The organism is Halorussus vallis (assembly GCF_024138165.1).
Taxonomy (GTDB): Archaea; Halobacteriota; Halobacteria; order Halobacteriales; family Haladaptataceae; genus Halorussus; species Halorussus vallis.
This window is the reverse complement of sequence record NZ_CP100001.1, coordinates 388,763-412,696: the sequence shown is the minus strand read 5'-3', so window position 1 is coordinate 412,696 and position 23,934 is coordinate 388,763. Positions and strand designations below refer to the sequence as shown.

General features: G+C 67.4%; 21 protein-coding genes. 11 read left to right on the top strand and 10 right to left on the bottom strand.

Annotated features, from left to right (window positions below; genetic code table 11):
* Positions 1–56 precede the first annotated feature (56 nt).
* The 3 genes from NGM07_RS22060 (at position 57) to NGM07_RS22050 (ending at position 1,425) form a co-directional block, all read left to right on the top strand.
* Entirely contained in the window at positions 57–230 is a 174-nt protein-coding gene (locus NGM07_RS22060; protein WP_253520510.1) for a DUF5786 family protein, read from the top strand.
* 85 nt (positions 231–315) lie between these two features.
* Positions 316–981 carry a uracil-DNA glycosylase family protein gene (locus NGM07_RS22055; protein WP_253520508.1) on the top strand — a complete coding sequence of 222 codons (666 nt, stop codon included), beginning with the start codon at positions 316–318 and terminating at the stop codon, positions 979–981.
* Between the two features lie 66 nt (positions 982–1,047).
* Positions 1,048–1,425 carry a GerW family sporulation protein gene (locus tag NGM07_RS22050; protein WP_253520506.1) on the top strand — a complete coding sequence of 126 codons (378 nt, stop codon included), beginning with the start codon at positions 1,048–1,050 and terminating at the stop codon, positions 1,423–1,425.
* Here the strand turns inward: NGM07_RS22050 and NGM07_RS22045 are convergent, their stop codons facing one another.
* The 4 genes from NGM07_RS22045 to NGM07_RS22030 all read right to left on the bottom strand — a co-directional run bounded on the left by NGM07_RS22045 (position 1,426) and on the right by NGM07_RS22030 (position 3,896).
* Positions 1,426–1,851: a hypothetical protein gene (locus NGM07_RS22045; RefSeq protein ID WP_253520504.1), complete on the bottom strand. Its 426-nt coding sequence runs from the start codon at positions 1,849–1,851 to the stop codon at positions 1,426–1,428.
* Positions 1,852–1,927: 76 nt separating this feature from the next.
* A complete protein-coding gene (locus NGM07_RS22040; RefSeq protein WP_253520502.1) occupies positions 1,928–3,286 on the bottom strand; it encodes an acyl-CoA thioesterase/bile acid-CoA:amino acid N-acyltransferase family protein in 1,359 nt (452 codons plus the stop codon).
* A gap of 122 nt (positions 3,287–3,408) precedes the next feature.
* Positions 3,409–3,585 (bottom strand): hypothetical protein, encoded by a 177-nt coding sequence (locus tag NGM07_RS22035; protein WP_253520500.1) that lies wholly within the window; start codon positions 3,583–3,585, stop codon positions 3,409–3,411.
* Between the two features lie 59 nt (positions 3,586–3,644).
* Complete coding sequence (locus NGM07_RS22030; protein ID WP_253520499.1) at positions 3,645–3,896, bottom strand: hypothetical protein; 252 nt, start codon at positions 3,894–3,896, stop codon at positions 3,645–3,647.
* A 164-nt stretch (positions 3,897–4,060) separates the two neighbouring features.
* Between NGM07_RS22030 and NGM07_RS22025 the strand changes: the two genes are divergently transcribed.
* From NGM07_RS22025 to NGM07_RS22010, 4 genes are all read left to right on the top strand, one after another.
* The gene (locus NGM07_RS22025) at positions 4,061–5,071 is read left to right on the top strand and encodes an MBL fold metallo-hydrolase (protein ID WP_253520497.1); all 1,011 of its coding nucleotides are present in this window, start codon (positions 4,061–4,063) and stop codon (positions 5,069–5,071) included.
* Entirely contained in the window at positions 5,068–5,769 is a 702-nt protein-coding gene (locus tag NGM07_RS22020) for a ThuA domain-containing protein (protein ID WP_253520495.1), read from the top strand. Before NGM07_RS22025 ends, NGM07_RS22020 begins: the two co-directional genes overlap by 4 nt.
* A gap of 99 nt (positions 5,770–5,868) precedes the next feature.
* A complete protein-coding gene (locus NGM07_RS22015) occupies positions 5,869–7,530 on the top strand; it encodes a response regulator (RefSeq protein WP_253520494.1) in 1,662 nt (553 codons plus the stop codon).
* Positions 7,531–7,663: 133 nt separating this feature from the next.
* Complete coding sequence (locus tag NGM07_RS22010) at positions 7,664–8,473, top strand: DUF8054 domain-containing protein (protein WP_253520492.1); 810 nt, start codon at positions 7,664–7,666, stop codon at positions 8,471–8,473.
* An 875-nt stretch (positions 8,474–9,348) separates the two neighbouring features.
* On the opposite strand, the gene NGM07_RS22005 is transcribed toward NGM07_RS22010, so the two are convergent.
* From NGM07_RS22005 to NGM07_RS21990, 4 genes are all read right to left on the bottom strand, one after another.
* Complete coding sequence (locus NGM07_RS22005; protein ID WP_253520491.1) at positions 9,349–10,590, bottom strand: orc1/cdc6 family replication initiation protein; 1,242 nt, start codon at positions 10,588–10,590, stop codon at positions 9,349–9,351.
* Between the two features lie 1,145 nt (positions 10,591–11,735).
* On the bottom strand, positions 11,736–12,791 hold the full coding sequence (locus NGM07_RS22000; protein ID WP_253521201.1) for a S1C family serine protease: 1,056 nt from the start codon (positions 12,789–12,791) through the stop codon (positions 11,736–11,738).
* 476 nt (positions 12,792–13,267) lie between these two features.
* The gene (locus NGM07_RS21995) at positions 13,268–14,533 is read right to left on the bottom strand and encodes a nitroreductase family protein (RefSeq protein ID WP_253520489.1); all 1,266 of its coding nucleotides are present in this window, start codon (positions 14,531–14,533) and stop codon (positions 13,268–13,270) included.
* A 420-nt stretch (positions 14,534–14,953) separates the two neighbouring features.
* Entirely contained in the window at positions 14,954–16,477 is a 1,524-nt protein-coding gene (locus NGM07_RS21990) for an SLC13 family permease (RefSeq protein WP_253520487.1), read from the bottom strand.
* A 239-nt stretch (positions 16,478–16,716) separates the two neighbouring features.
* Here NGM07_RS21990 and NGM07_RS21985 point away from each other — a divergent pair, with 239 nt between their 5' ends.
* Positions 16,717–17,073, top strand: coding sequence for an SHOCT domain-containing protein (locus NGM07_RS21985; protein ID WP_253520485.1), 357 nt, complete (start codon positions 16,717–16,719; stop codon positions 17,071–17,073).
* Between the two features lie 71 nt (positions 17,074–17,144).
* Here the strand turns inward: NGM07_RS21985 and NGM07_RS21980 are convergent, their stop codons facing one another.
* A complete protein-coding gene (locus tag NGM07_RS21980) occupies positions 17,145–17,699 on the bottom strand; it encodes a class I SAM-dependent methyltransferase (RefSeq protein WP_253520483.1) in 555 nt (184 codons plus the stop codon).
* Positions 17,700–17,895: 196 nt separating this feature from the next.
* A complete protein-coding gene (gene trxA / locus NGM07_RS21975; RefSeq protein ID WP_253520481.1) occupies positions 17,896–18,330 on the bottom strand; it encodes a thioredoxin in 435 nt (144 codons plus the stop codon).
* A gap of 144 nt (positions 18,331–18,474) precedes the next feature.
* Here trxA and NGM07_RS21970 point away from each other — a divergent pair, with 144 nt between their 5' ends.
* From NGM07_RS21970 to NGM07_RS21960, 3 genes are all read left to right on the top strand, one after another.
* On the top strand, positions 18,475–19,557 hold the full coding sequence (locus NGM07_RS21970; RefSeq protein WP_253520479.1) for a TrmB family transcriptional regulator: 1,083 nt from the start codon (positions 18,475–18,477) through the stop codon (positions 19,555–19,557).
* Between the two features lie 234 nt (positions 19,558–19,791).
* Entirely contained in the window at positions 19,792–21,552 is a 1,761-nt protein-coding gene (locus NGM07_RS21965; protein WP_253520477.1) for an asparagine synthase-related protein, read from the top strand.
* A 252-nt stretch (positions 21,553–21,804) separates the two neighbouring features.
* Positions 21,805–23,925 (top strand): S9 family peptidase, encoded by a 2,121-nt coding sequence (locus NGM07_RS21960; protein WP_253520475.1) that lies wholly within the window; start codon positions 21,805–21,807, stop codon positions 23,923–23,925.
* The last annotated feature ends 9 nt before the right edge of the window (positions 23,926–23,934 follow it).

Genomic DNA, 23,934 nt, shown 5'->3' with positions numbered 1-23,934 from the left:
TAACGAAACCGCAAGACATCGGTCCTTTTTACTGGGAGAGTCCCGACTTCGGGGGTATGGGTTTCGGTAGCTACGACGAGTCTGAACAGCAGGACCAGGAGAACGACATCGACGAGGACGGCGCAGTCAACGTCCACGAACACGACCACGAGGGCGAGGTTTCGGTGGAGTCCGACGCCTCCCCGGACGAACTCATCGACCGCCTGCAGGACATCAAGGACGACGACTGAGGCGAGTTCGCGCACCCCTCTGCCGCGGCGGAGGGGTGCGCGCGAAATCACGCCGATTATAACGACCTCTCCCGTATCCCGGCGCGTGAAGAACGTCACGGACAGAACGAGCAACCCCTTCGGGATGCGACCCCCGTGTCGCCACGACTGCGACGGCACGGTTCGCCGGGCGGTCCACGGATACGGCGACGCCAACGCCGACTTCCACCTTGTCGGCGACCACCCCGGAGTCCACGGCGGTCGGACGACCGGCGTGCCGTTCACCGGGAGCGTCGCGGGCGAGCGAATCCAGCCGATTCTGAACGAGGTCGGCCTGGTCGGCGACGCCTACAGCGACGAACCGGCGGTGGCGAACCTCTTTCTCTCGTACCTCCACTCGTGCTGTCTCCCGGAGGGTCGCGAACCGACCGCGGCGGAGTACGACGACCTCGAACGCTTCTTCGACGCCGAACTCAGGGCCATCGCGGCCCACGTCCTCCTGCCGGTCGGCGAACGGGCGACCCGCCACGTCCTCCGGGAGTACACCGCCCGAGAGGCGGTGCTCGACTCGCGGGGGATGGCCGCGCTCCACGCCGACCACGTCCCGGGACGGGGGTTCCTGGTCGTCCCGGTTCGCGAACCGACCGAGTGGGACGACGGCGACGGCGAGCGACTCGCCGAGTCGCTCGCCGACCTGCTGGCCTCCGACTACCGCCAGACCGCCGACCTGAGCCGATTCCTGGCGAGCGACGAGACGTACGAAGTGCGGTAGCGAACGCCGGCGGGCGGTAGTACCTTTTTCTCCTCCGGCGTCGAACCGGGCGGAGAAGGTGGGGAGATGAGCGTTCCAGGAATCGACACCATCGTCGAACGGTTACAGCACAGCGCGAACGTCAGAAACGTCTACGGCGACCCGATAGAGCGCGGCGACCGGACGGTGGTGCCGGTCGCGCGCGTCACCTACGGGTTCGGCGGCGGGTTCGGTCGCGGCCCCGACGAGGAGCGGTCGCGACGAACCCGGACGTCGGCCACCGAATCGGAGTCGGTCGGCGAGGGAGGAGGCATCGGGGGCGGCGCGAGCGCCACTCCGGTCGGCGCGCTCGAAATCACCGATGGCGAGACGCGGTTCGTCCGGTTCGACCGCGGGCGGACGTTCGGACTGCTCGCGGCCGCGTTCGCCGCGGGCGTGCTCGTCGGGCGCGGACGCCGGAAATAGTTAGACCGCGTCGGCGAAAACGACGTCGAGGGACCGGTCGTCGCCGATGCGAACCTCGATGCCGTCGAACCCATCGCCGGTCGTCGTCGCCTCGGTCTTCGGCGGGCCGCCGTCGAGTCGCGCCGTCACCTCGTAGCGTCGCTTCCCGAAATAGCCGGGGCCGGGGAGCGTCTTCTCGATGGTCGCGTCGCCGGGGTCTGTCGCGCCGTCGCACTCGGTCACCGCCGGAACGTCGACCGTGCGGGCGAGTCGCTCGGTTCCGTCGACGCGGACCGCGACCGCCACGGTGTGCGGGTCGGCGTGCCAGTTCGTCACGCGGACCGACTCCACGTCCTCGGGCGCTTCGTCGGTGCACCCCGCCAGTCCGAGCGCGAGGGGCAAGGCGGCCGCCCGCAGAACGGCGCGCCGGGAAAGGGAGGGTCGCATACCCGGTAGCTGTCAATCCCGCGACTAAGCTCTTTTCCCGGGCAAGTGGGCGACGTTCCGACCCGAACGTCGAGAGTCAGCCGCCCAGCGTGTCTCCGAGAAACGACAGCGTCTCGGACCACGCCGTCTCGCACGCCATGGCGTTCGCCACCTGGTCGCCGCCGTAGACGTTGTACCGGTCCCGCGCGGTCCCGGCCGTCGGAAGGTAGGGAAACCGGAGGTAGTGTCCCGCGCCGGGCTGGACGTCGTGTCGGTACTGGTGAGGGTACCCCGCCACGTCGAGGCGGGAGACGACACGCTCGGAGAGTCGCGTCGACGGCCACCGCCGGTCGTCGGTCACCGACACCAGGTAAATCGGCGCGTCGGCGTTCTCGACCGGGACGGTCGCGGCCGCCCGTTCGTCCTCGCTCGCGTTCGAGAGCGCCGGTTCGTAGTACGGGAGCGACGGGGCGGGCGGCGGTCCCGGGTCGGCGTCGGCCAGTTCGAGGAACGGGACCGGTTCGCCGCCGAGCGACCACGCCGAGGTGCCGGCCGGCGTCCGCCCGTAACCGAGTCCCTCCCAGGCGATTCCGCTCGGCACCCACCCCGCGACGGCGCCGACCCCATCGAAGTGACTCGCCGCGAGCAGCGCCAGCGGTCCGCCCCGAGAGAACCCGAACAGACCGACGTCGGGGCCGGCGACGCGCTCGCGGTTCCGGAGCCACTCCATCGCCGTCGCGACGTACTCGACCGGCACCTCGACGAGCGTGTTCGGAATCGGTTCGGGGTCGCCGAAGTACCGGAGCGCCAGGGTCGCGAACCCGCGAGACGCCAGCAGTCGCCCGGTCGCCAGGTGCGGTTCGCCGCCCGCGCCGTGGAGGTGGACGACGCCGGGGACGGGGTCGTCGCCCGGCGGCGAGAAGAACTCCCCGACCAAACCGTCGCTCTCGACCGTTTGTCGGCGGATGTCGGGGTCGAACAGTCGTCGCGTCGTCGTCGCTTCGGCCACCGTCTCGCCGTCCACCTCGGCGGTGAGTGCGACGTCGTAGCCTCGCTCGGGCGGGGCGAACACCGTCGCCGGCGCGAGCGGTTCGCCCGGGGGTGCGTCGGCCGGTCGCTTCGACCAGAACAGCCCCATCGGGTCGGCGCCCTCGTAGCTTCCCTCGACCGGCGCCCGTTCGGAGACGGCCACCGTTCCCGTGTCGTCGGCCTCGAACCGAGCGCGGGCCTCCCACTTAGTGCCGTCTCGCGCGTTCGCGCCGGCCCGGACGACCACCGAGGCTCGCGGTTCGAGGCCGTTCACCTCGACGGAGATCGGTTCGTCGATCAACGCCGACCGCGGAACCGCGAACGACGGGTCACCGTCGGCCCCACTACATCCCGCTATCGAGAGAGCCCCTGCGCCGGCGATTAGGCTCAGGACGTCGCGTCTGGCAAAGCCGCGGTGCGAGGCCATACAGGGGCTAACACGTCAGGCATCAAAACTTTCGTGCCGCATCGTCGAGGCGCGTATTTTCCGTCGCGCGCGACGAGCGACCGCATGTCACCCGCACCCCCGAACATCCGAACCCCGAATCGTCAACCGTACTCCGGTCGACCGCCCGGGACGATAACGTCGAGGACGCCCTTCAGGACGCCGACGAGCAGGTCCACGACCAGCGGAACTAGCGGCATGACTATCAGCATCCCGACGACGGAGCCGACGGCCGCGGCGGCGATGACCTTCCACGAGGGGCGACCACCCGAAGTGCTCATGGCGTCGAACGACGACGCCGAGGCTCTTGAAAGTGCGCCAGAACGACCGAGAGAGGAGCTCAGTCGTCGCCGTACTCCGCGCCGCAGTTCCCGCAGGCCATGCGACTGGAGGGCAGGCCTCGCTGCGGGGTGACGATGCCGCAGTCGCCGCAGATACCGTACAGTCGCTTCTCGGGGTCGATGCCCGAGACGAACTCCATCCGCACCCACGCGTCGGGGTTCGCCTCGTCGTAGATTTCGACGCCGTCGTCGGTTCGCTTCCAGTTGATGCGGTCGTCGTCGCGCTCCCGTTGCTCGATTCGTTCGCTCATCCGACGTTCGAACAGCGCACGCTATCTATCATAAAAGTTCCGTAGGAATTTTTACTACGCGAGTTAGAAATCTTCGGCGCCGCGGGGCGGTAGGGGTCGACGCAGTGACCCGGGGAGAGGGAGAGGAAGGAAAACGACTTACCCCGGACGGGCGGAGTACGACCGTGAAACGGATTCAACTGGGGAACACCGTCTTCGAGGGCCAGAACGACGCCTACCTCCTCGGCGTCGAACCGGGCGCGACGACGACGCTGGTCGACACGGGCGTGGCCACGCCCGACGTGCGCGAGCAGTTGCGCGACGGACTGGCGGAACACGGCGTCGAGTTCTCGGACCTCGACGCCATCTTCCTCACCCACTGGCACCACGACCACGCCGGCCTGGCGGGGGAACTCCAACGCGAGAGCGGCGCGACCGTCTACGCCCACGAGGCCGACGCGCCGGTGATCGAGGACCCGTCGGCGAGCCACGAGGCCCAGGCCGACGAGCTGGGGCTGTTCGACGACTGGGGGATGCCGAAGGACGCGCGGGACGAACTTACGGCGTTTCTCGAACTCCACGAGGAGATTCGGGGCGAGTCGCCGACCGTCGAAACGGTCGGCGACGGCGACCGCTTCGACCTCGGGGACGTCGAACTCGAAGTGGTCCACCTGCCGGGCCACGCCGCCGGACTCGCGGGCTACGCCTTCGACGGCGAGTCGGGCCGCGAACTGTTCGCCGGCGACGCGCTGCTGCCCAAGTACACGCCGAACGTCGGCGGCGCCGACCCTCGCGTCGAGGACCCGCTGGGAACCTACCTCGCGTCGCTCGACCGGCTCGTCGAAGCGGAGTACGCGCGTGCGTGGCCCGGCCACCGCGACCCCATCGACGACCCCGCGGGTCGCGCCCGCGAGATTCGCACCCACCACCGCGAGCGCACCGAGAACGTGCTCGCGGTTCTGCGCGAGCGCGGCATCGCCGACGCCTGGACGGTCAGCGCCGACCTGTTCGGCGACCTCTCGGAGATTCACATCCTCCACGGACCGGGCGAGGCGTGGGCCCACCTCGACCACCTCGAACGCCACGGCGTCGTCGAGAACACCGACGAAGGGTACGAACTCGTCGAGGAGCGGCCCGACCTCGACTCGCTGTTCTCGGACGGGACCGAGGCGCGGTCGGAGATGAACGAGCGATGACCCGCGTCACCGTCTGGAACGAGTTCCGCCACGAGCAGGAGGACGAGGAGGTCCGGGAGGTCTACCCCGACGGCATCCACGCGGTCGTCGCCGACGCGCTCGCGGAGCGCGGGTTCGAGGTCGAAACCGCCACGCTGGACGAACCCGAGCACGGCCTGACCGACGACGTGCTGGCCGAAACCGACGTGCTGACCTGGTGGGGTCACGACGCCCACGAGGAGGTCGAGGACGAGGTCGTCGAGCGGGTCCGCGAACGCGTCCTGGACGGGATGGGACTGGTCGTGCTCCACTCGGGGCACTTCTCGAAGCTCTTCAAGCGGCTGATGGGCACGAGCTGCGACCTCAAGTACCGGGAGGCGGGCGAAACAGAACGAATCTGGATGATAGAACCCAGCCACCCCATCGCGGCGGGACTGCCCGAGTCGTTCGAGATTCCCGAGACGGAGATGTACGGCGAGCGCTTCGACGTGCCCGCCCCCGAGACGCTCGTGTTCACGAGTTGGTTCGAGGGCGGCGAGGTGTTCAGGAGCGGTTGTTGCTACCGGCGGGGCGCGGGCAAGATATTCTACTTCCGGCCCGGCCACGAGACGTACCCTGTCTATCGCCAGCCCGAGGTGCGGCGGATACTCGGCAACGCCGTCGAGTGGGCCGCGGAAACCGACGGACCGACGCCTTCGTTCGGTAAGTCCGAGGACTGACCGGATTCGAGGTAATTTTCCCCCGAGAGCCTCTAGAATCGGATGCGTTAAATGAACGAAACCATTTATTAGGATTCCGCCAAAGCGGGAACACGAAGGATGCTCAACGCGCCGCCCCGCGTGCTTCACGTCGAGGACAACGACTTCTTCGCGAAGGTGACGGCCGGAGTCCTCGACGACGAGTACGGCATTCGAGTCCGGACGGTCGACGGCGCGGAGGCGGCGCTCGAACGACTCGAACGCGAAACGTTCGACTGCATCGTCAGCGACTACGAGATGCCCGGGATGGACGGCCTCGAACTGCTCGACGCGGTTCGAGAGTCGTTTCCCGAGATACCGTTCATCCTGCTTACGGGCGGCGGAAGCGAGCGAATCGCGAGCAAGGCCATCTCGGCGGGCGTCACCGACTACCTCCGGAAGGGCGTGGGCAAAGAGCAGTTCACCGTCCTCGCCAACCGCATCGAGAACGCCATCGCGCGACGCCGGGCCGAGCGACTGGCGAACCGCCTCATCGACGTCAACGACCACATCTGGGACGCGAGCCAGGCGGTCCTCCGCGCGACGTCGCGCGAGGACATCGCCGAGACGCTCTGCGAGCAACTCACGACCGCCTCGCCGTACCTGCTGTCGTGGGTGGGGAAGTACGACGAGGAGACGGACGCCGTCCGACCGCAGGCCGCCGCGGGGATAGACGTCGGACGCCTCGAACCGGTCCCGCTCGCCGGCGACGGTGACGACGGGCGCGTGAACGCTTCGATTCGGGAGGCGGTGGCGAGCGCCGAGATTCGGGTCCAGCGACCGGTCGAGCCGACCCCGGCGCCGAAACGCGCGTCCGACCTCGACGCCGACTACTGCGCGGTGGCGGTGATTCCGCTCGTGTACGAGGACCGTCCGTACGGCGTTCTCGTCGTCTGGTCCGACGATAGACGCGCGTTCGGCGAAACCGAGCGACAGATCCTCTCGAAGTTCGGGGAGGCCGTCGCCTACGCCGTCGATTCGGTTCGTACCCGCAAGGAACTGGTCCGCCGGGAGCAGCGACTCCAGGTGTTCAATCGTATCCTCCGGCACAACCTCCGCAACGACCTCAACGTCGTGCTCGGCCACGCCGAGAACATCGGCGACGAGCACCCCGACGCCGAGCGCGAGGCGGACATCATCCGGCGGAAGGCGAGCGAACTCATCGAGATCAGCGAGAAGGCCCGCGAGGTCGGCAAGACCCTCGACGCCGACGACCGGACCAGACGCCAGGTCGACCTCGCGACCTGCGTCGAGCGGACCTGCGCCGAGTTCCGCCAGACGTACCCGGACGCCGACGTGACCGCCGACCTCCCCGACGCGGTGACGGTCTACGCCGACAAGACCCTTGAGGCGGCCATCGGCGAGGTCCTGGAGAACGCCATCGAGCACAACGACCGCGAACGTCCGACGGTGACGTTGTCGGTTTCGGCGGCCGGCGGGAACGACGAGTGGGTGGAGTTGACCGTCGCCGACGACGGCCCCGGCATCCCCGAGGAGGAGCGGACGGTGCTGGTCGAGGGCGAGGAAACCGCGCTCCACCACGGGAGCGGGCTAGGACTCTGGCTCGCGAACTGGATAGTCGGGAAGTTCGGCGGGGAACTGCGGTTCGCGACCGCCGAGACGGGAGTCGAGGCGGAGGCCGCGACCGACGAAGCCGACCGCGACGCTGCCGAAACCGACGAAACCACCGCCTCCGGCGGCGTCGTCACGCTCCGACTCCAACGCGCCGACGCCGATTCGTGAAACCCGGCGTTCTCTTCTTCGATTTCGAGCGTCGGTCGTCGAAACGGGGCCATCGTTTTCGTGGCCAAACGTGGAATCGCCCGGTTTTGTTCACCGACAAATATATGTTGATGAAAGATCAGACTATCACGATATGAGTACCCAGTCCACCGGCCTGATCGAGCGGCTTCAACAACCGGAGTACACCGGAGAGAACCGATGTACGCCGTGCACCATCGTCAACGTGGCCATCGCGGTCGTCGGGAGCGCCGCGGTGTCGGTCGTCGCCACGCCGCTGGTCGGACTGCCGGTGCTGGGGGCGTGCCTGCTGGCCATCTATCTCCGCGGCTATCTCGTCCCGGGAACCCCGTCGCTCACGAAGAAGTACTTCCCGGACTGGCTCCTCGCGAAGTTCGACAAGCACGAAATCGAGACGCCGGAGGTCGGCGCGGAGGAGCGCGAACCCGAGGAGGTGCTGGCGGAGGCGGGCGCGGTCGAACCGTGCGCGGAGATGGACGACCTCTGCCTCGACGAGTCGTTCCGCGCCGAGTGGGACGACCACATCGAGGCGATACGGGAGGGCGAAACCGAGAAGAGCGACCTGAGCGCCGTCCTCGACGTCGACGAGGAGAAACTCTCGTTCGAGGAGCACGACGAGGCGCTTGTCGCGCGGTACGACGGCGGCCGACTCGGCCAGTGGGAGTCCCGCGCCGCGCTGGTGGCCGACCTCGCCGCGGCGAAGGTGCTCGAAGAACGATACCCCGACTGGGACGCCCTGACGGTGACGAACCAGAGTCGCGTGCTGAGCGGCCTGCGAATCTTCCTCGACGACTGCCCCGACTGCGGCGGCGAGATCGAGATGGACCAGGAAACCGTCGAGTCCTGCTGTCGGACGATGGACGTCGTGGCGGTCAGTTGCGGCGACTGCGGGTCCAGACTGCTGGAAGTCGAACACGGGAACTGACGCCGCGTCTCCTTCGGGTGTCGGGCACCCACCGCCGACGGTGTACCGCCTGCCGATACTGTCGTTCTCCTCGTCGATGTTCCCTCTTTCCGTCAACGTAATCGACGCACCTGATTCGCCTAACCCACCGAACTCGACTCGATGCTTGGCGTCGCGGGCGGGTCCGACGCCGTCCTCCGACCGAACCCCGCGATTTCCGCTGTTTACCGCCGGCGGTGGCTGGAGACGTCGCTCGCGACTCGTCCACTGTCGAGGGGAGAAACCAGCGAGAATCGAGAAGGCGGTTACACCACCGTTTCCGCTGTTCCCCACTCCGCCGTTTCCGCTGTTTAACCCCACGTACGGACTTCTCGGCCGCCCGAGTCCCTATTAGAGCGAATCGGTCCGAGTGTCAGCTGGCGGTCTTCCGCCGAGCGAAAGGCCGCCAGTCCACTCCATCGTTTCCGCTGTTTATCGCCGGACTCCATGGTTTCCGCTGTTTCGGATTCGACCGAGCCGTCGACCGCGATCGACGAGCGTACTCGACCGCGTCAGACACCACCGTTTCCGCTGTCTCGGCTCGACGGAGCGGTGGAAACCCGCGGCGAAACGAGTCGAGGTAGCAAGAGAACGAAAAATAGCGAGTAGAGGCCATAGAGACATTCTATCCAGCGTCAGCGTCGGGTCCGACCCCGGAATTTCCGCTGTCCTCCCGAGGAGTCCGTCCCCTGACGACAGCGGAAATCGCGGGGTTCGACGAACGGAGTGACACGTAATTGGTTTCGGGCGACGAGGCGAAGCGAGACGAGGGAAGCTGGTCGTCGGACAGGTAGAGAGGAGAGGAGAGGAGAGGAGAGGAGAGGAGAGGAGAGGAGAGGAGAGGAGAGGAGAAGGGATTAGTTCTCGACTTCGTCGAAGGTCGACTGGTAGTAGGGTCGGATGCTCTCGTGGACGCCCGCGAACTCGATTGTTTCTTCGAGCGCACTGACGACCAGTTGGAGGTCCTGTTTGAGGGCGTGTTCGCGGTACTTCCCGCCCGACATCCCCTCGTTCTTCTCGGTCGAGGAGATGACCCCGAGCATCGCGAGGTCGGCGAGATGGTCGCGCATCCGGCGACTGGTGAGCGGTTCGGTGCCGACGTGGTTGCACAGTTGCTCGTAGCGCGGGCGGATGTCGCGCGAGCGCGCGGGGGTGTTCTCCTCGGCTTCCAGGGAGGTCAGCGCGTAGAGGATGAGTCGGGCGTGTTCGGTCAGGTCGGCGACCCCCTCCATGATGCGGTCGCGTTCGAGTTTCTCGCGGGCTTCCTGGACGTGGTGGTTGATGACCTGTTCGACCGCCTCCTTCCGGGCGAGATCGCCCGCTTCGAGCAGGAGGTCGAGCGCCTGGCGGGCGTCACCGGCGTCCTGGGCGCCGTAGGCGGCACAGAGCGGAATCACGTCCTCGGCGAGCGCCCCCTCGTGGAAGGCGACCTGCTCGCGCTGGCTGAGGACCTTCTGGAGTTCGGTGGCGTCGTACGGCGGGAACGAGACTTCCTTCTCGCACAGCGACGAGCGAACCTTCGCCGACAGCGAGTCGCGGAACGAGAGGTCGTTGGAGATACCGATGAGGCCGATCTTGGCGTCTTCGAGGTAGCCGTTGCTCCGGGCGCGCGGAATCTGGTAGAGGATGGAGTTGTCGTTGATGTGGTCGACCTCGTCCAGCACGACGATGATGGTGCCGCCGAGCTGGTCGAGTTCCTCCCAGAGGAAACTGTAGACCTGCGCCTGCGGGTAGCCGGTGTTGCTGATCTGAGACGAGGGGTCCCGAAGCGTGTTGACCAGGCGGACGGCCACTTGGTAACTCGAGTTGAGGCCGTCGCAGTTGATCTCGATGACGTCGAGCGAGATATCGTCGTACTTCGCGGCGTCGTCCTGCAGTCGATTCAGGAGGAACCGGGTCGCGGCCGTCTTCCCCACGCCGCTCTTGCCGTACAGGAAGATGTTCGAGGGCGCCTCGCCGTTGATTATCGGCTGGAGCGCGGCGTGGTACTCCTCGAGTTCGTCGTCCCGCCCGACGAGATTGTTCGGGGTGTACTCCTCCAAGAGCGCGTCCCGGTTTTTATAGAGGGAGTTGTCCCGGTCGAAACTGAACGATGACATGCCCCCTGATTGAACGGAAGGGGTTATAAAGACTGGCGTCGACTGGCCCGTCCGCTGTTTCTTCTGTCCCAAACGTACTTATGGATTCGGTGGAAGAGCGCGGTGCGTCGTTTCCGCTGTCTCGACTCACTTAAAGACACACCCACCCCATCGTTTCCGGAGTCTTTCGTAGGGGAGGGAGGGGTGGCGGTGTGAAACTCTTTTGAAACGGAAAGCTTTATGTGGTAAGGTGAAAAACCAAATCCGTAGTGCAAATAGACTACTTCGACTATATAGGCGAGGTAGTCCGTGTAAGTTGGAGATAGATAGTATCACCGAAGACACTAATCCGAGTCCATATACTCCAAAGAGCATTCGTGGTTCGCTGAATCTACGATTCACCATTCCCTTGATTCACCGTACACCGGCTCGCTATCGGATTATTTCGGTCCTCTTCGCCACTTCGACCCCGCCGTTTCCTCTGTTTTCCCCAACCGTTCGACGATCGACACCTCTCCCTGCGGTTCGTCACCACCGTCTTCCCTCTCGTCTTCAGGACAGCGGAAACGATGGGGTGGGTGTCCAATTACGTCCCAGTCCCACCTCCTCACTTCGACCACCTCCCTCTCGTCTTCAGGACAGCGGAAACAGTGGGGTGGGTGTCCGTCAACTCTCCGTCTCTCACCGTCAACACTGGGATAGACCGTCGGTAACGGACAGCGGAAACAGTGGTGTCGGCTCTTTCCACCGTCTCGCCGTTGGTGTCGCCCCATCGCTGGTGTCGCCCCACCGCTGGTGAAAATCTCTGGACATCGTCCATTCCCGCTTGCGCTCCTCTTCCTCTGTCTATCCTTCCGTCACTACCGTTTGCTTTCGCCTCCGTCTCCGAATCTTATACCACTTCTCAGCCTTGTTCCGCCCGTTACTGTACGAAAACATCGGAAACAACGGGGTCGTTTCGAAAACGCCGAATCCACAGAAACGACTCGGTGCTTCGACGGATCTATCCACAGTCCAATCGACGCTTCGACCGGTGATCCACTCTGTGACCCCGTAGAGACACTCCCCGAAAACTCGCCCGACGCTCCGTTATGGACAGCGGAAACGATGGGGTGGACGAACGACTCACATCATCGACTCACCGCACCGTCCTTACCGCATCGCCCTCACCGCACCGGAACGTGTCCGCCGGTGCCCGGACGCGGGCGCTCGGCGAGGGTGACTCGCTCGGTCAGTCGCTCGCCGTCCCGAATCAGATCGACCGAGACCGACTCGTCGGGCGACGTCTCGGTGATGAGATACCGCGTCAGTTCCTCGTGGGAGCGAACCGGTCGGCCATCGACGCCGACGATGACGTCGCCGCCGACCGGCACGTCGCGCCCTCGAACGACGCGACTACCGCGACAGCCTCTCAGCCCCCCACTAGCTGGACCGAGGCGGACGTCCACGACCAGAACGCCGGCCGGTTCGTCGAGCCGGTTCGCCTCCGCGACCGTCGGCGACACGTCGACGGTCCGGACGTTGAGGTAGGAGTGGCGGTACGCCCCGTCCGCGATGAGTTCGGGAACGACGCGGTTCACGATGTCGGGCGAGACGGCGAAGCCGATGTTCTCGCCCTGCTTGGCGCGGTTGACGCCGACGACTTCGCCGCGAGTCGTCACGAGCGGCCCGCCGCTGTTGCCGGGGTTGATGGCGGCGTCGGTCTGAATCGCGTCGGGGATGGTGAAGCCCGCTCCCGAGGGCGTCGCGCGGTTCGTTCCGCTGACGATACCCTTCGTGATGGTCCCGTCGAGGCCCATCGGATTGCCGAGCGCCGCGACCCGACGCCCCGGAGCGGGGTTCGACGCCGCTATCGGCAACGGGTCGGCGTACGCCGGGAGTTCCTCGACGCGCACCACCGCGAGGTCGGTGTAGGGGTCGACGCCGACGACCTCCCCCGTGCGCCAGTCGCCCTCGCTAAAGCGCACGTCGACGCGTCTGCCGACTGCGCTCGCTCGTTCGCGGGACTGCCCGCGACGCCGCGGCGGCGAGACGACGTGCTGGTTCGTGACGAGGTGCCCCTCGTCGTCGTAGACGAATCCCGACCCCGCCCCCGACCGTCGCGGTCCCTCGGGCGGGTGCCCGGGGTTCCCGCCGCCGGGACCGTCGCGGTCGGACCGACGGAAGTCGGTTTCGGCGGTCACGTAAACCGAGACGACCGACGGAATCGCCTCCTCGTACAGCCGTTCGTACGTCCGATCCTCCGCGAATCGGGTCTTCGGCTCTGCTCCGCTTTCGGGTTGGGCTTCGCTTTCGGTTCCGTTCTCGGCCTCGATCTCGTTTTCCGCTTCGACTTCGCTCTTCGCCTCGCCCTCGTTATCTGCTCTACTTTGGCTTTCCACTACGTCCTCGCTTCCCACTTCGACTCCGCTCTTCTCTTCGTCGGGTGTTCTCTTTTCGCTCATTTTCCCCACCAGTCACCGGTCGGACCCGGAGTCTCCGAAACGGGATCGAAGCGACCTGCCGCGGCCGCCTCGACCTTCGAAGGCCGATTTCGAAATCCGAATCACGGCCCATGACCGGATTCACCTGAAGTTAGGACCGATGGTATATAAGGGTGTGGCAGAATGTCGCACGACCGTGAGTTCGCTGGCGGGTTCGCCGACCGACGGAAACGACGCCGGGGGACTGTCGCCTGGCTCTTGCGAATCGACCGACCTCAGTCCAGAAGCATCGCCTCGGGCGACCGGCGGGGGGACGGTTCGGCGATGGTCTTCCCGTAGCCGAGTCTGAAGAGGTGCTGAGGCGGCCACTCCCGTCCGTCGTCGGCCGCACCGAGGAGGTCCGACAGCTCCCGCCGGAGCGCCGGCTCTTCGAGCGGCGCGCTCATCGGGTGCGTCTGGAGGCCGAGGACCGTCGCCAGCAGACTCGCCCGCTCGAAGACCTGCCCCGCCCGCACCCACGCGGTGCGGCGGTCGCCGACGGTTCGAATCACCACGAGCACGGGCGAGTCGCGCACCAGGGCGGCGTCGCTCCGGCCCTGCTGACGGCCGACGTTCAGGTATCGGAGCAGCACCTTCCCGACTTTGGCCTCCGGGAACGAGTCGCCGAACGCGCCCCGGCCGACCCAGCGGGCGAGTTCGCGCCGGTAGGCCGGGTCGGCGAACTGACGGCGGGTCGCCCGCTCGACGAGGTCGGCGACGGCCCCTTTGTCGGCGGGGTCGGTCACGAACTGCACCGCGATGTCCTCCTCGACGCAGAGCTCTCGGAGCGCCCGCAAATCCTCGCGAGGAATCGTCCGCTCCTGGTAGCGACCGCTGTTCGTCCGGCGGCGGGGAATTGCGTCGAACAGCCGGGAGTCGCGGGGCGACGATTCGTTGGGCGATGCCGACTCGTGGGCCGACGCCGACTCGCGAGCCGAGGTCGATTCGTCGGTGTCGTCCGACCTATCGCGCTCGCTCAGCGTGACGGTCGCGGCGTGGTTCGACTCGCTTCCCGGGAAGTACTCGACATCGTGGCCCATGCCGAAGTGCTCGGCCGCCACGAGGAGGTTCTCCAGGGCCGCGCCGACGCTGAGGAACAGTTCGCGCTTGTCGGGGTCGGCGACGGTCAGCCAGCGGTCGCGGTCGGCGTACACCTCGACCCGGTCGTCCGAGACGGTGAACAGCCACGGCTGGGTGTTGTGGCTCGACGGCGCGAGCACCGCGTACCGGAGGAGGTGTCGCGCCTTCTCCTCCATCGACCCCTCGACGGGGAACGCGGCCTCGGGGACGTTCCAGGCTCGCTCGCTTCCGACCCACTTGCGCCGCCACGACCACCGGGACCGCTCGGAACCCTTCGACGGCGGTCCGGGCGCGCGCGAGCGACCGGGTCGCTCGCGCGCGCCCGTGGGTTCGGTCGGTACTGGGTCGCGGTCGGCGTCTCGGGGTTCCCCGCCGCTCTTCTCTCGCCCTCTGTCGTTCGGCATCGGCTCTGTCTCCCCCATGGTTCCGGCGTCCATCACGGGGGCCTGTTACTTAGTTTTCGCCCGGTACGCTGGAGTGGCGTGAGCAGAACGGCGGGAGAGCGAAGCGACGACGTTACGATGACCGCCTCGAAAGCCCCCGCCCGCTCGCGGTCGTTCTGCGGGATATTCGACGCTCGCCATCGGCGAGCGTCGAATAGTGGCCCGTCGGAAGCGACCACGTCCTTCGGACGCGAGCGGCCGGCCCCTTTCAGTCCACCGTCGGACCTCCGGTCCGACGAGCTCTCGTTCGCTTCCCTCACGAAAACCACCCTGTCGGTTGGTCGGGCGGGCGCTTCCGGTGGTCTGTGTCGCCGAGCGCCTCCGGCGGTTCGGCCGGTAATCGGCGCGCAGTAAATCGGTCACCCGGTTTCCCGACCCGACAGACGGAGGAGTTCGTTCTCAGAACACCACCGGCCACACCGTCGCCGCGAGTGCCAGCATCACCGCGGTCGTCACGAAGACGAACACCAGGTCGAGCGTCGTCCCAGCCCGGAGCATCTGGCCCCTCGTCACCCCGCCGCTCCCGTAGACGATGGCGTTGGGCGGCGTGGCCACCGGGAGCGCGAACCCGTAGCTGGCGGCCACCGCGCTCGCAATCGGCAGGACCAGCGCGGCCGCAACGCCGCCCTCGACGCCGCCGACCGCCGGAAAGCCCCGGCCGACCTCGATGAGGACCGGCGCGAGCAGCGCCGCGGTCCCGGTGTTCGAGGCGATCTCGCTCAGCAGGACGGTCAGCGCGACCACCGCGGCGACTACGACCACGATGGAGGCGTCGCCCACCAGCGCCAGCACCTGCGTCGCCAGCCAGTCGGTCGCGCCCGTATCGCTCAGGGCGTCGGCGAGCGCGAGGCCGCCGCCGAACAGGACGAGGGTGTTCCAGTCGATGCTCCCGAGGTCCTCCCGTTCGACGCCGCCGACGAGGTAGAGCGCCGGAATCGCGGCCAGACCGACGAGTGCGAAGTAGAGCAGTCCCTGGTGGCCGCCGGGGCCGAACAGCCACGGTCCCACCCCGCCGAAGACGGTCGCGTGCCAGCGCACCGAGAGCAGGTCCTCGAAGAGGAAGCCGAGGCTCCCGAACACCCACAGCGCGGCCGTGGCGGCGAAGACGACCGCGACTCGGCGGCCGGTCCGGTCCGGCGGACCGTCGGCGGCGACCGTCAGTCGGGCGTGCTCGCGGGCCACCGACACGTCCACGTCCTCGGGCGGATAGACGCGGACGAGCACGTACCACGCCAGCGGGAGCGTGACGGCGACGACCGGGAGGCCGACTGCCAGCCACTCGGCGAAGCCGACGTCGAAACCCGCCTGGTTCAACCGCGAGATGACGATGGCGTTGGGCGGCGTGCCGACCGGCGTGCCGATGCCGCCGATGCTCCCGGCGTAGGCGACCCCGAGCAGCGCCGCGACGCGGAAGTTCCCGACCGACCGCTCGGTGGCGACGTCGACCTGCCGGACGAGGCTGACCGCGACCGGGGCCATCAGCGCCGCCGTGGCGGTGTTCGAAACCACCATCGACAGTCCCGCGGTGACGACCATCACGCCCGCGACGATCCGTCGGGGCGTCGTTCCGATTCGGCCGAGCAACTGCAGGGCGAGTCGGCGGTCGAGGTCGTGCTTCTGGAGCGCGGCCGCGAGGACGAACGCCGCCAGAAACAGGAAGACGACGGGGTCGGCGAACCCTGACAGCGACTCGGCCAGCGTCGGGTAGACCCCCAGCACCGTCAGCCAGACCGGCACCGTCAGCGCCGTGATCGAAAGGGGGAGCGCCCCCGTGACCCACAGGATGCCCGCGAACGCCGCGGTCGCGAGTGCTCGCTGGGCGTCGGGTGACGGTTCTCCCGGCGTCGGAACTGCGGCGATGACGAGCGTGACGAACACGGCGGCGACGACCACCGCGGTGTCGCGTCGCCTGCTCGCAGTCATCGGTACCGACGCTCCCTCAGTTCCGGACGGCGGTCCTCCTCTCGCTGGCAACGTCCCAGCATCTCGTTGTCGAGACGACTATCGGTCGGCCGACGCTAATGTCTTGTTGTGCGCGACACCGGTCGTCTCGGACGACCGGCGTCGATTCGAATCGTCGGACCGCCGTCGCGTCGACCCATCGTCCCGAGTCCGCCGCGCTCGTACGAACTGTTTTCACCACCTCCGTCGTACGACCGTCGATGGCGTCGAACGTGGACTCGCTCGTCCGACTGCTGGTGGTTGCGTTCGTCCTGCTACTGCTCGCGCCGCTGCTGATGATGCTGTTCCTGATGCCCGTGATGGGTGTCGGGTGGTGGATGTTCGGGCCGATGGGACCGAACGGGTCGCCGAACGGATTCGGCGGCGTCGGCCCGGTTTGGGTGCTCGGCTTCTGGGTCGCGGGGCTGGCGCTGGCGGTCGGCATCGGCTACCTCGGCTACCGGGCCGTCAGCGAGTCGAGGACCGACCCCGCGATTCGGGAACTCCGGGAGGCCTACGCCCGCGGCGACCTCTCTCAGGAGGAGTACGAGGAGCGCCGAGAGGCGCTCCGAAGGTGATCGAACTCCTCGAAAATCGCCGGCGAGGCGGGGCGTCGGACGCCGCGCATCGCCCGCCGACGGCGACCGACTCACCGCCGGGCGACGACGAACAGCGTCTCGGGGCGCTCGTCGGCCCGAACGACCTCGAAGTCGGCGGCTTCGAGCATGTCGACCGCCTCGTCGCGGTCGTAGCGCTCCGCGACCGGCGGGCCGCTCTCGCCGTCTCCGTTCGCGCTCCAGTCGGCGATTGCGAAGCGCGCGCCCTCCTTCAGCACTCGGGCGACCTCCGCGAGCGACCCCTCGTCCGCGAACTCGTGGAAGGTCATCGTCGAGAACGCGCCGTCGAGTTCTCCGTCGGCGAACGGGAGGTCCGCGACGTCGGCGGTCACGAGTTCGACGTTCGTCGGCACGCCCTTCTCCCGATACAGGTCGTGCATCCCCGACTGGACGTCTACCGCCCGGACCTCCCCGGCGAAGGGAGCCACGTCGTCGGTGTAGAAGCCGGTCCCGCTCCCGAGGTCCGCGAGAGCATCCGCCGGGTCGGGGTCGAGCGCCGCGACCAGTTCCTCGCGTGAGCAGTACCGGTAGCGCGATTCGTCTTCGAGTTTGTCGGCCCGGTCGACGTCGAAGGTGTGAAAGCCCATCGTCCGAACGTGGTCGCCGGACCGGCTTAACGACTGTGGGACCACCGCACAATCGTCTTGATTCGGGCGGGTCGGTGTACCGACCCGCCCGAACTTGCCGTTGCGAAACTTCTGCTACGACCGCGGCGAGTCGTCGAAAAGTCAGGGAACATGTGAAAAGCGCACGAGAAATAGCGAAAAACGGAGATGTCGTCGCTCAGGCGTGTCGCTCGACGAGCTTCGTCAGGTGACCCTCGTCCTGGACGCCGACGAGCTGTTCGACCTGCTCGCCGTCGGCGAACAAGAGCAGCGTCGGGACGCCGCGGACTCCGTATTGGCTCGCCAGCCCCTGGTGGTCGTCGACATCCACCTTCGCCACCGCGGCGTCGGTCTTGCGCGCGACGGCGTCCACGACTGGTTCGAGCATGGTGCACGGCCCGCACCAGTCGGCGTGGAAGTCGACTAGCGTTACGCCGTAGTCGGTGGTCACTTCCGAGAAGTGCTCGACGCTCTCGACGTGAATCGGTTCGCCGGGTCCGACGGCGCTCTTGGTGTTCCCGTCGTCTGCGCCGTCGCCGTCCGCTTCCGTTTCTCGTCCCAGAAGCTCGTCGCGTTTCTTCTCGCGGATGGATTCGAGTTCGTCGTCGCTCATCGCTCGTCGTTTGGGGTCCCACCGATTTAACCGTTGTGCGAAATCCACACAATACCGGTTGCGGCGGATTCGACTCGGATTCGTCCCGGGAGCGCGGGAAAAGAGGTGGGCTTAACTGCCGCCGCCGACACCCCCCGCTAAGGGATGGAGACCGAGCACCTCCGCGCGGCGCTGGAAACCGCCGGCCTGTCGCAGTACCAGGCCGCCGCGTACATCGCGGTGCTGGAACTCGGCAAGGCCTCGGCGGTCGAGATCGCCGAGGCCTGTTCGGTGCCGCAGGCCCGCATCTACGACGTCCTCCGGGACCTCGAAGCCGCAGGCTACATCGAGACGTACGAACAGGACAGCCTCCACGCCCGGGCCCACGACCCCGGCGAAGTGCTCGCCAACCTCCGCGAACAGGCCGCGACCTTCGAAACCGCGGCCGACGAGATCGAAGAGCGCTGGGAGCGCCCGCCGGTCGACGACCACATGGTGAGCATCGTCAAGCGCTTCGACACGGTGCTCGACCGCGCCCGCGACCTCGTCGCCGACGCCGACAACGAGGTCCAGTTGTCGGTGTCGCCCGAGCAGTTCCGGGCGCTCCGGCCGCAACTGGAGCGCGCTCGCGAGAACGACGCGGTGGTGAAGGTATCGATACACACCACCGACCCCGCGACGGTCCCCGACCGGGACGCCTTCGCCGACGCGGTGAGCGAGGTCCGTCACCGCAAACTCCCCTCGCCGTTTCTGGCCATCGTCGACCGCACGAAGGCCTGCTTCGCACCCCACGACCGGTCGGTCAACCAGTACGGGGTGCTGGTCGACGACTACACGCTCACCTACGTCTTCCACTGGTTCTTCCTCACGTCGCTGTGGGAGGTCTGGGACGTGGTGTACTCTTCGCGCTCGACCGAACCGCCCTTCGAGTACACCAACATCCGGGAGTGCGTCCGCGAACTGAACTCGCTGCTCGCCGACGGCGCGACCGTTCGGGCGACGGTTCGGGGGTACCGGACCGGCGGCGGCGACCCCTGCGAGATTTCGGGCACCATCACCGAGGCCACCTACGCGGGCGTCTCGACCGACAGCGAAGAGGGGATTCCGCTGGCCCAACTGGCCGGGAAGGTGACCGTCCACCTCTCGGGCGACGACGGCACCGAGTACACCGTCGGCGGATGGGGCGCGTTCGTCGAGGACGTCGAAGCGACCCGAATCACGGTCGAGTCGGTCGAGACGCCCGAGTGAGTCGCCGCGTCCGGGGGCGAGACGAGGTTCGGAAACGATGTTGACGTATGTGTGGGAAGAAGGCAGAAAACCCGCGATCTTAACGCAACTTCCCCAGAAACGACGAAATAACGCGGGGAAAACGCCGGTAATCCTGCCGTTTCTCGTCGGTACGTGCCGGCTATAGTCGGCCGGCAATTTCTGCCGGCCGTTGACCGGCGAATAACAATGTATCGTTCGGTGGTTGCGGCGTTCATGGTAGGGATAGCGGGCGGAACGACGACCGGAGACGCCCTCGCGTCGATGGCCGAGGACCTCGACGACGAGGAGTGGTACGAAACCGAGCGTTTCGAACGCGGAGACGCCGGACTCGCGCTGGTCCACCACGGCGAGAAGGACCCCGGCGGCCACGCGACGTGGGAGGGCAAGGCCGGCGCGGGGGTCCTCTACGGCGCCGTCTCGAACCACGACCGCCTCGGACTGTCGGTCGCCGACATCTTCGAGCGCGTGCTCGACCGTCCCACGGTCGTCCTCCCGAAACTCAGCGGCCCATTCCTGCTTGCGGCGGTGGACCGCGACGGCGAACTGCTGGTCGCCTCCGACAAGGTCGGCACCCGGGAATGCTACTACGCCGAGACGCCCGACGGCCTCGCGGTGAGTTCGGACCTCGGCGCGGTGCTGGCCCGACTCGACGACTTCGAGGTCGACGCCCGGACCGCTTCGGACCTGCTCTCCTTCGGCTTCGCGTTCGGCGACAAGACGCTCGCCGAGGAAGTCACCGCGCTCTCGCCGGCGTCGATGCTCCGCTACCGCGACGGCGACCTCTCGGTGAACCGCTACTGGGAACCCACGTTCGCCCGACTGCCGGAGGAGGGGTACGTCGACCGGACCGTCGAAACGTACCGTCAGGCGGTGAGCGACGTCTCGGACACCGTCGACGGGAAACTCGGCCTTTGGCTGTCGGGCGGACTCGACAGTCGGACGATGGCCGCGGTGCTCCGGGAGGAGTACGGTCCCTTCCGGACGTTCACCTACGACTCGAACCCGCCCGACGAGTCGAACCTCGAACCCGCCCGGCAGGTCGCCGACGCCCTCGGGGTGGACAACGACCTCGTGCTCGAAACGCCGGACGGCTTCGAGCGCGACTACCGACGGTCGGTCCGGGCGACCGACGGGATGGTACCCCACCAGAATCTGGTCGCGCCCGCGTTCGTCTTCGACGACCTCCACAGTAAGGTGGACGTGATGATGGAGGCCGCCCCGCAGGGCGAGTTCCTCGGCGAGGAGATCTGGACCTCCCACCTCGACGCGCCCTCGGCGACGAAGGCGTTCCTCTCGACGCTGGAGTTCCGCCGCCAGTCGCCCGCGACGGTCCGGTCGCTCCTCGCCGACGACGTCGACCCCGACCGCTCGGTCCGGGCCGCCGTCTCCGAGAGCACCAAGTCGTCGGTTCCCGGCCGCATCATGGACACTTGGTTCCGAAACTTCCCAAAGAACAGCCACTTCCGGGGCAACAAGCCGGTCCGGAGCCAGGTCGGCATGCGCGTCCCGTTCGCCGACGGCGACTTCCTCGACCAGTCGGCGAGCATGCCCTTCGAGCGGTTCCGCCGGGGGACGGTGCCGTTCTCGGGCGGTAGAATCCCGCGGTCGATGTCGCCATTGAAGCGCGAGGTGCTGATGAAACTCGACCACGACCTCGACGACATCCGCTACGAGCGCACCGGAATGGCGCCGTCGCGGCCCCTTCCGCTCCAGGACGCGGGGTACGTCGCCAAGCAACTCCGCTGGCAGTTCCTGACCGGCCGGCCGGCCCGCTGGTCCGAGTGGTCCCGTCGGAACGGCGACGTCCGCGACACCGTCAACCGGTGGCTCGACTCGGCGGCCGACCGCGACCTGTTCGACGGCGACGCCGTCGAGGAGATTCAACGCGCTCACTTCTCGGGCGAGGACAACGAGTGGGGCGCCATCTCGGGCGTGCTGAACCTCGAAGTGTGGATGCAGGAAGCGCTGGACTGACGGTCGAGCGTTCGCTCGAACAGGGAATTTCCGAAAACCCCGCCCGTTCGCGACGAAACGTACTCGCGGTAAACGTCTAACGCGACCGCAACCACAACCGCGACTGCGCACACCAGGAGTCCGGAGGCTTTCGAGGTGGTCCTCGTCTCGTCGATTCCCGAAACTGATTAACAGCGAACCGAACCTTCCCACCGACCCATCTAGATTGCTCGTGCCCGTACGTTCATGACGCCCGACGACAACCACGGTCCTATGCCCGAACCACTCGAAACGGAGGACTTCTACGACCTGCGCCGGCCCGTCGACGTCGCCGTCTCACCCGACGGCGACCGCGCGGCGCTGGTCGTCCACGAGTTCGACGCCGAGGCCGACGAGCGTCGGTCTTCGCTGTTCGTCGTCCCGACCGATGGCTCTCGCCCGCCCCACCGCCTCTCGCGGGCGTCCGACGCGAGCGCCCCGAAGTGGAGCCCCGACGGCTCGAAACTCGGCTTCCTCGCCGCTCGCGAGACGGACGCCGAAATCGACGTATCTCGACCTCCGGCCGACGCCGAGAACGCGGGCGAGGACGGAGACGCCGGCGGGGACGAAGACGAGGGCGAATCGGACGAGAACGACGCGAACGGAGCGAACGGTCCCGACGACGACCCCAAATCCCAGGTCTGGACGTTCGACCTCGAACTCGGCGGCGACGCCAGCCAGGTCACCGAGTTCGAGGAGGGCGCGAGCGACTTCGACTGGGGACCCGACGGCGAGCGCGTCGTGGCGGCGGCCCGCGACCCGACCGACGACCAGCGCGAGTACCTCGAATCCCGGCGCGAAGACGACGGTCCGGTCGTCACCGAGCGCCTCCAGCACAAGTACGACGGCCAAGGGTACCTCGACGACGTGACCACCTACCTGTTCGTCGTCGACTGCGAAACCCGCGAGGCCGAGCGACTCGACGACGCCCACGCCGACCGCGGGGCGTGGCTCCCGGCGTACGGGATGCAACCGCGGTGGTCGCCCGACGGCTACCGCATCGCGTTCCTCTCGAACCGGACCGAGCGACCCGACGACAACTACGTGCTCGACGTCTACACCGTCGCGCCAGACGGCTCCGACTGCCGGAAACTGACCGACTCGACGCTCACGGCCTCGGGAGTTCGCTGGCACCCGGAGGGCGGCCGCCTGGCGTTCGCAGCCAAGGACGCCGAGAATCGCTACCGCCCGGCCGAAGTGTACGCGAACCGGAATTCGGAACTGACCGACTACGAGTCGCGGTCGGGCGACCTCGACCGGACAGTCGCGGGCTTCGGCGCTCTCGCGTGGGACGGCGACGACGTGCTCGCGCCCGTCGGCGACGAGGGGCTGACTCGCCTCGTTCGATTCCACGAAGACGGCAACCCCGAGCGCGTCTTCGAGGCCCAGGGCCGCGACCGGACCGTCGTCGGCTTCGACGCCGCCGGCGGGACTGCGGTCGCGCTCCTCTCGGACCCTCGCGAGGGAGTCGACGCCTACGCGGTCGCGGTCGACGCGCTCGGCGGTGAGGAATCGGAAGATGGCGAGAACCACTCGGAGCCGACCCGACTCACCGAACTCAACGCCGACCTCCTCGCCGACCGCGCCCTGCCCGAGTGTCGGCGAATCACGTACGAGTCCGACGGCGAGGAGATAGAAGCCCTCGCGTACCTGCCGCCGGAGTTCGACCCCGACGAGGACGACCCCAGACCGCTGGTCGCGTCCATCCACGGCGGCCCGGTCGCCTACGACGCGCCCGAGTTCAAGTTCGAGTACGCCTACTTCGCCGGGCAGGGCTACGTCGTCCTCCGGCCCAACTACCGCGGGAGTTCGTCGTACGGCCGGACGTTCAGCGAGCAAATTCGCGGCGAGTGGGGACCCCGAGAAACCGCCGACGTGCTCGCGGGCGTCGAGGAACTGGTCGACCGCGGGTGGGCCGACGGCGACCGCTGTTACGCCACCGGTTTCTCCTACGGCGGCATCACCACCGGTTACCTCGTGGCCGAAACCGACCGCTTCGCGGCGGCCGCGGCCGAACACGGCGTCTACGACTTCCGCTCGGCGTACGGCACCGACGACTGTCACGTCTGGTGGGACAACGACTACGGCGTGCCGTGGGAGAACCCCGAGGCGTACGACGCCTCCTCCAGCATCACCGACGTGGGCGACGTCGAGACGCCGCTGCTCGTGACCGCGGGCGGCGAGGACTGGCGGTGTCCGCCCTCCCAGTCTGAGCAGTTGTACGTCAGCGTCAAGAAACGAGGCGTCCCGGCGAGACTGGTGGTCTACCCCGACGAACACCACGCTATCGGCGACCCCGACCGCGCGATTCACCGCCTCGAACAGCTATCGGAGTGGTTCGAGCGCTACGACTGACCGAAAATC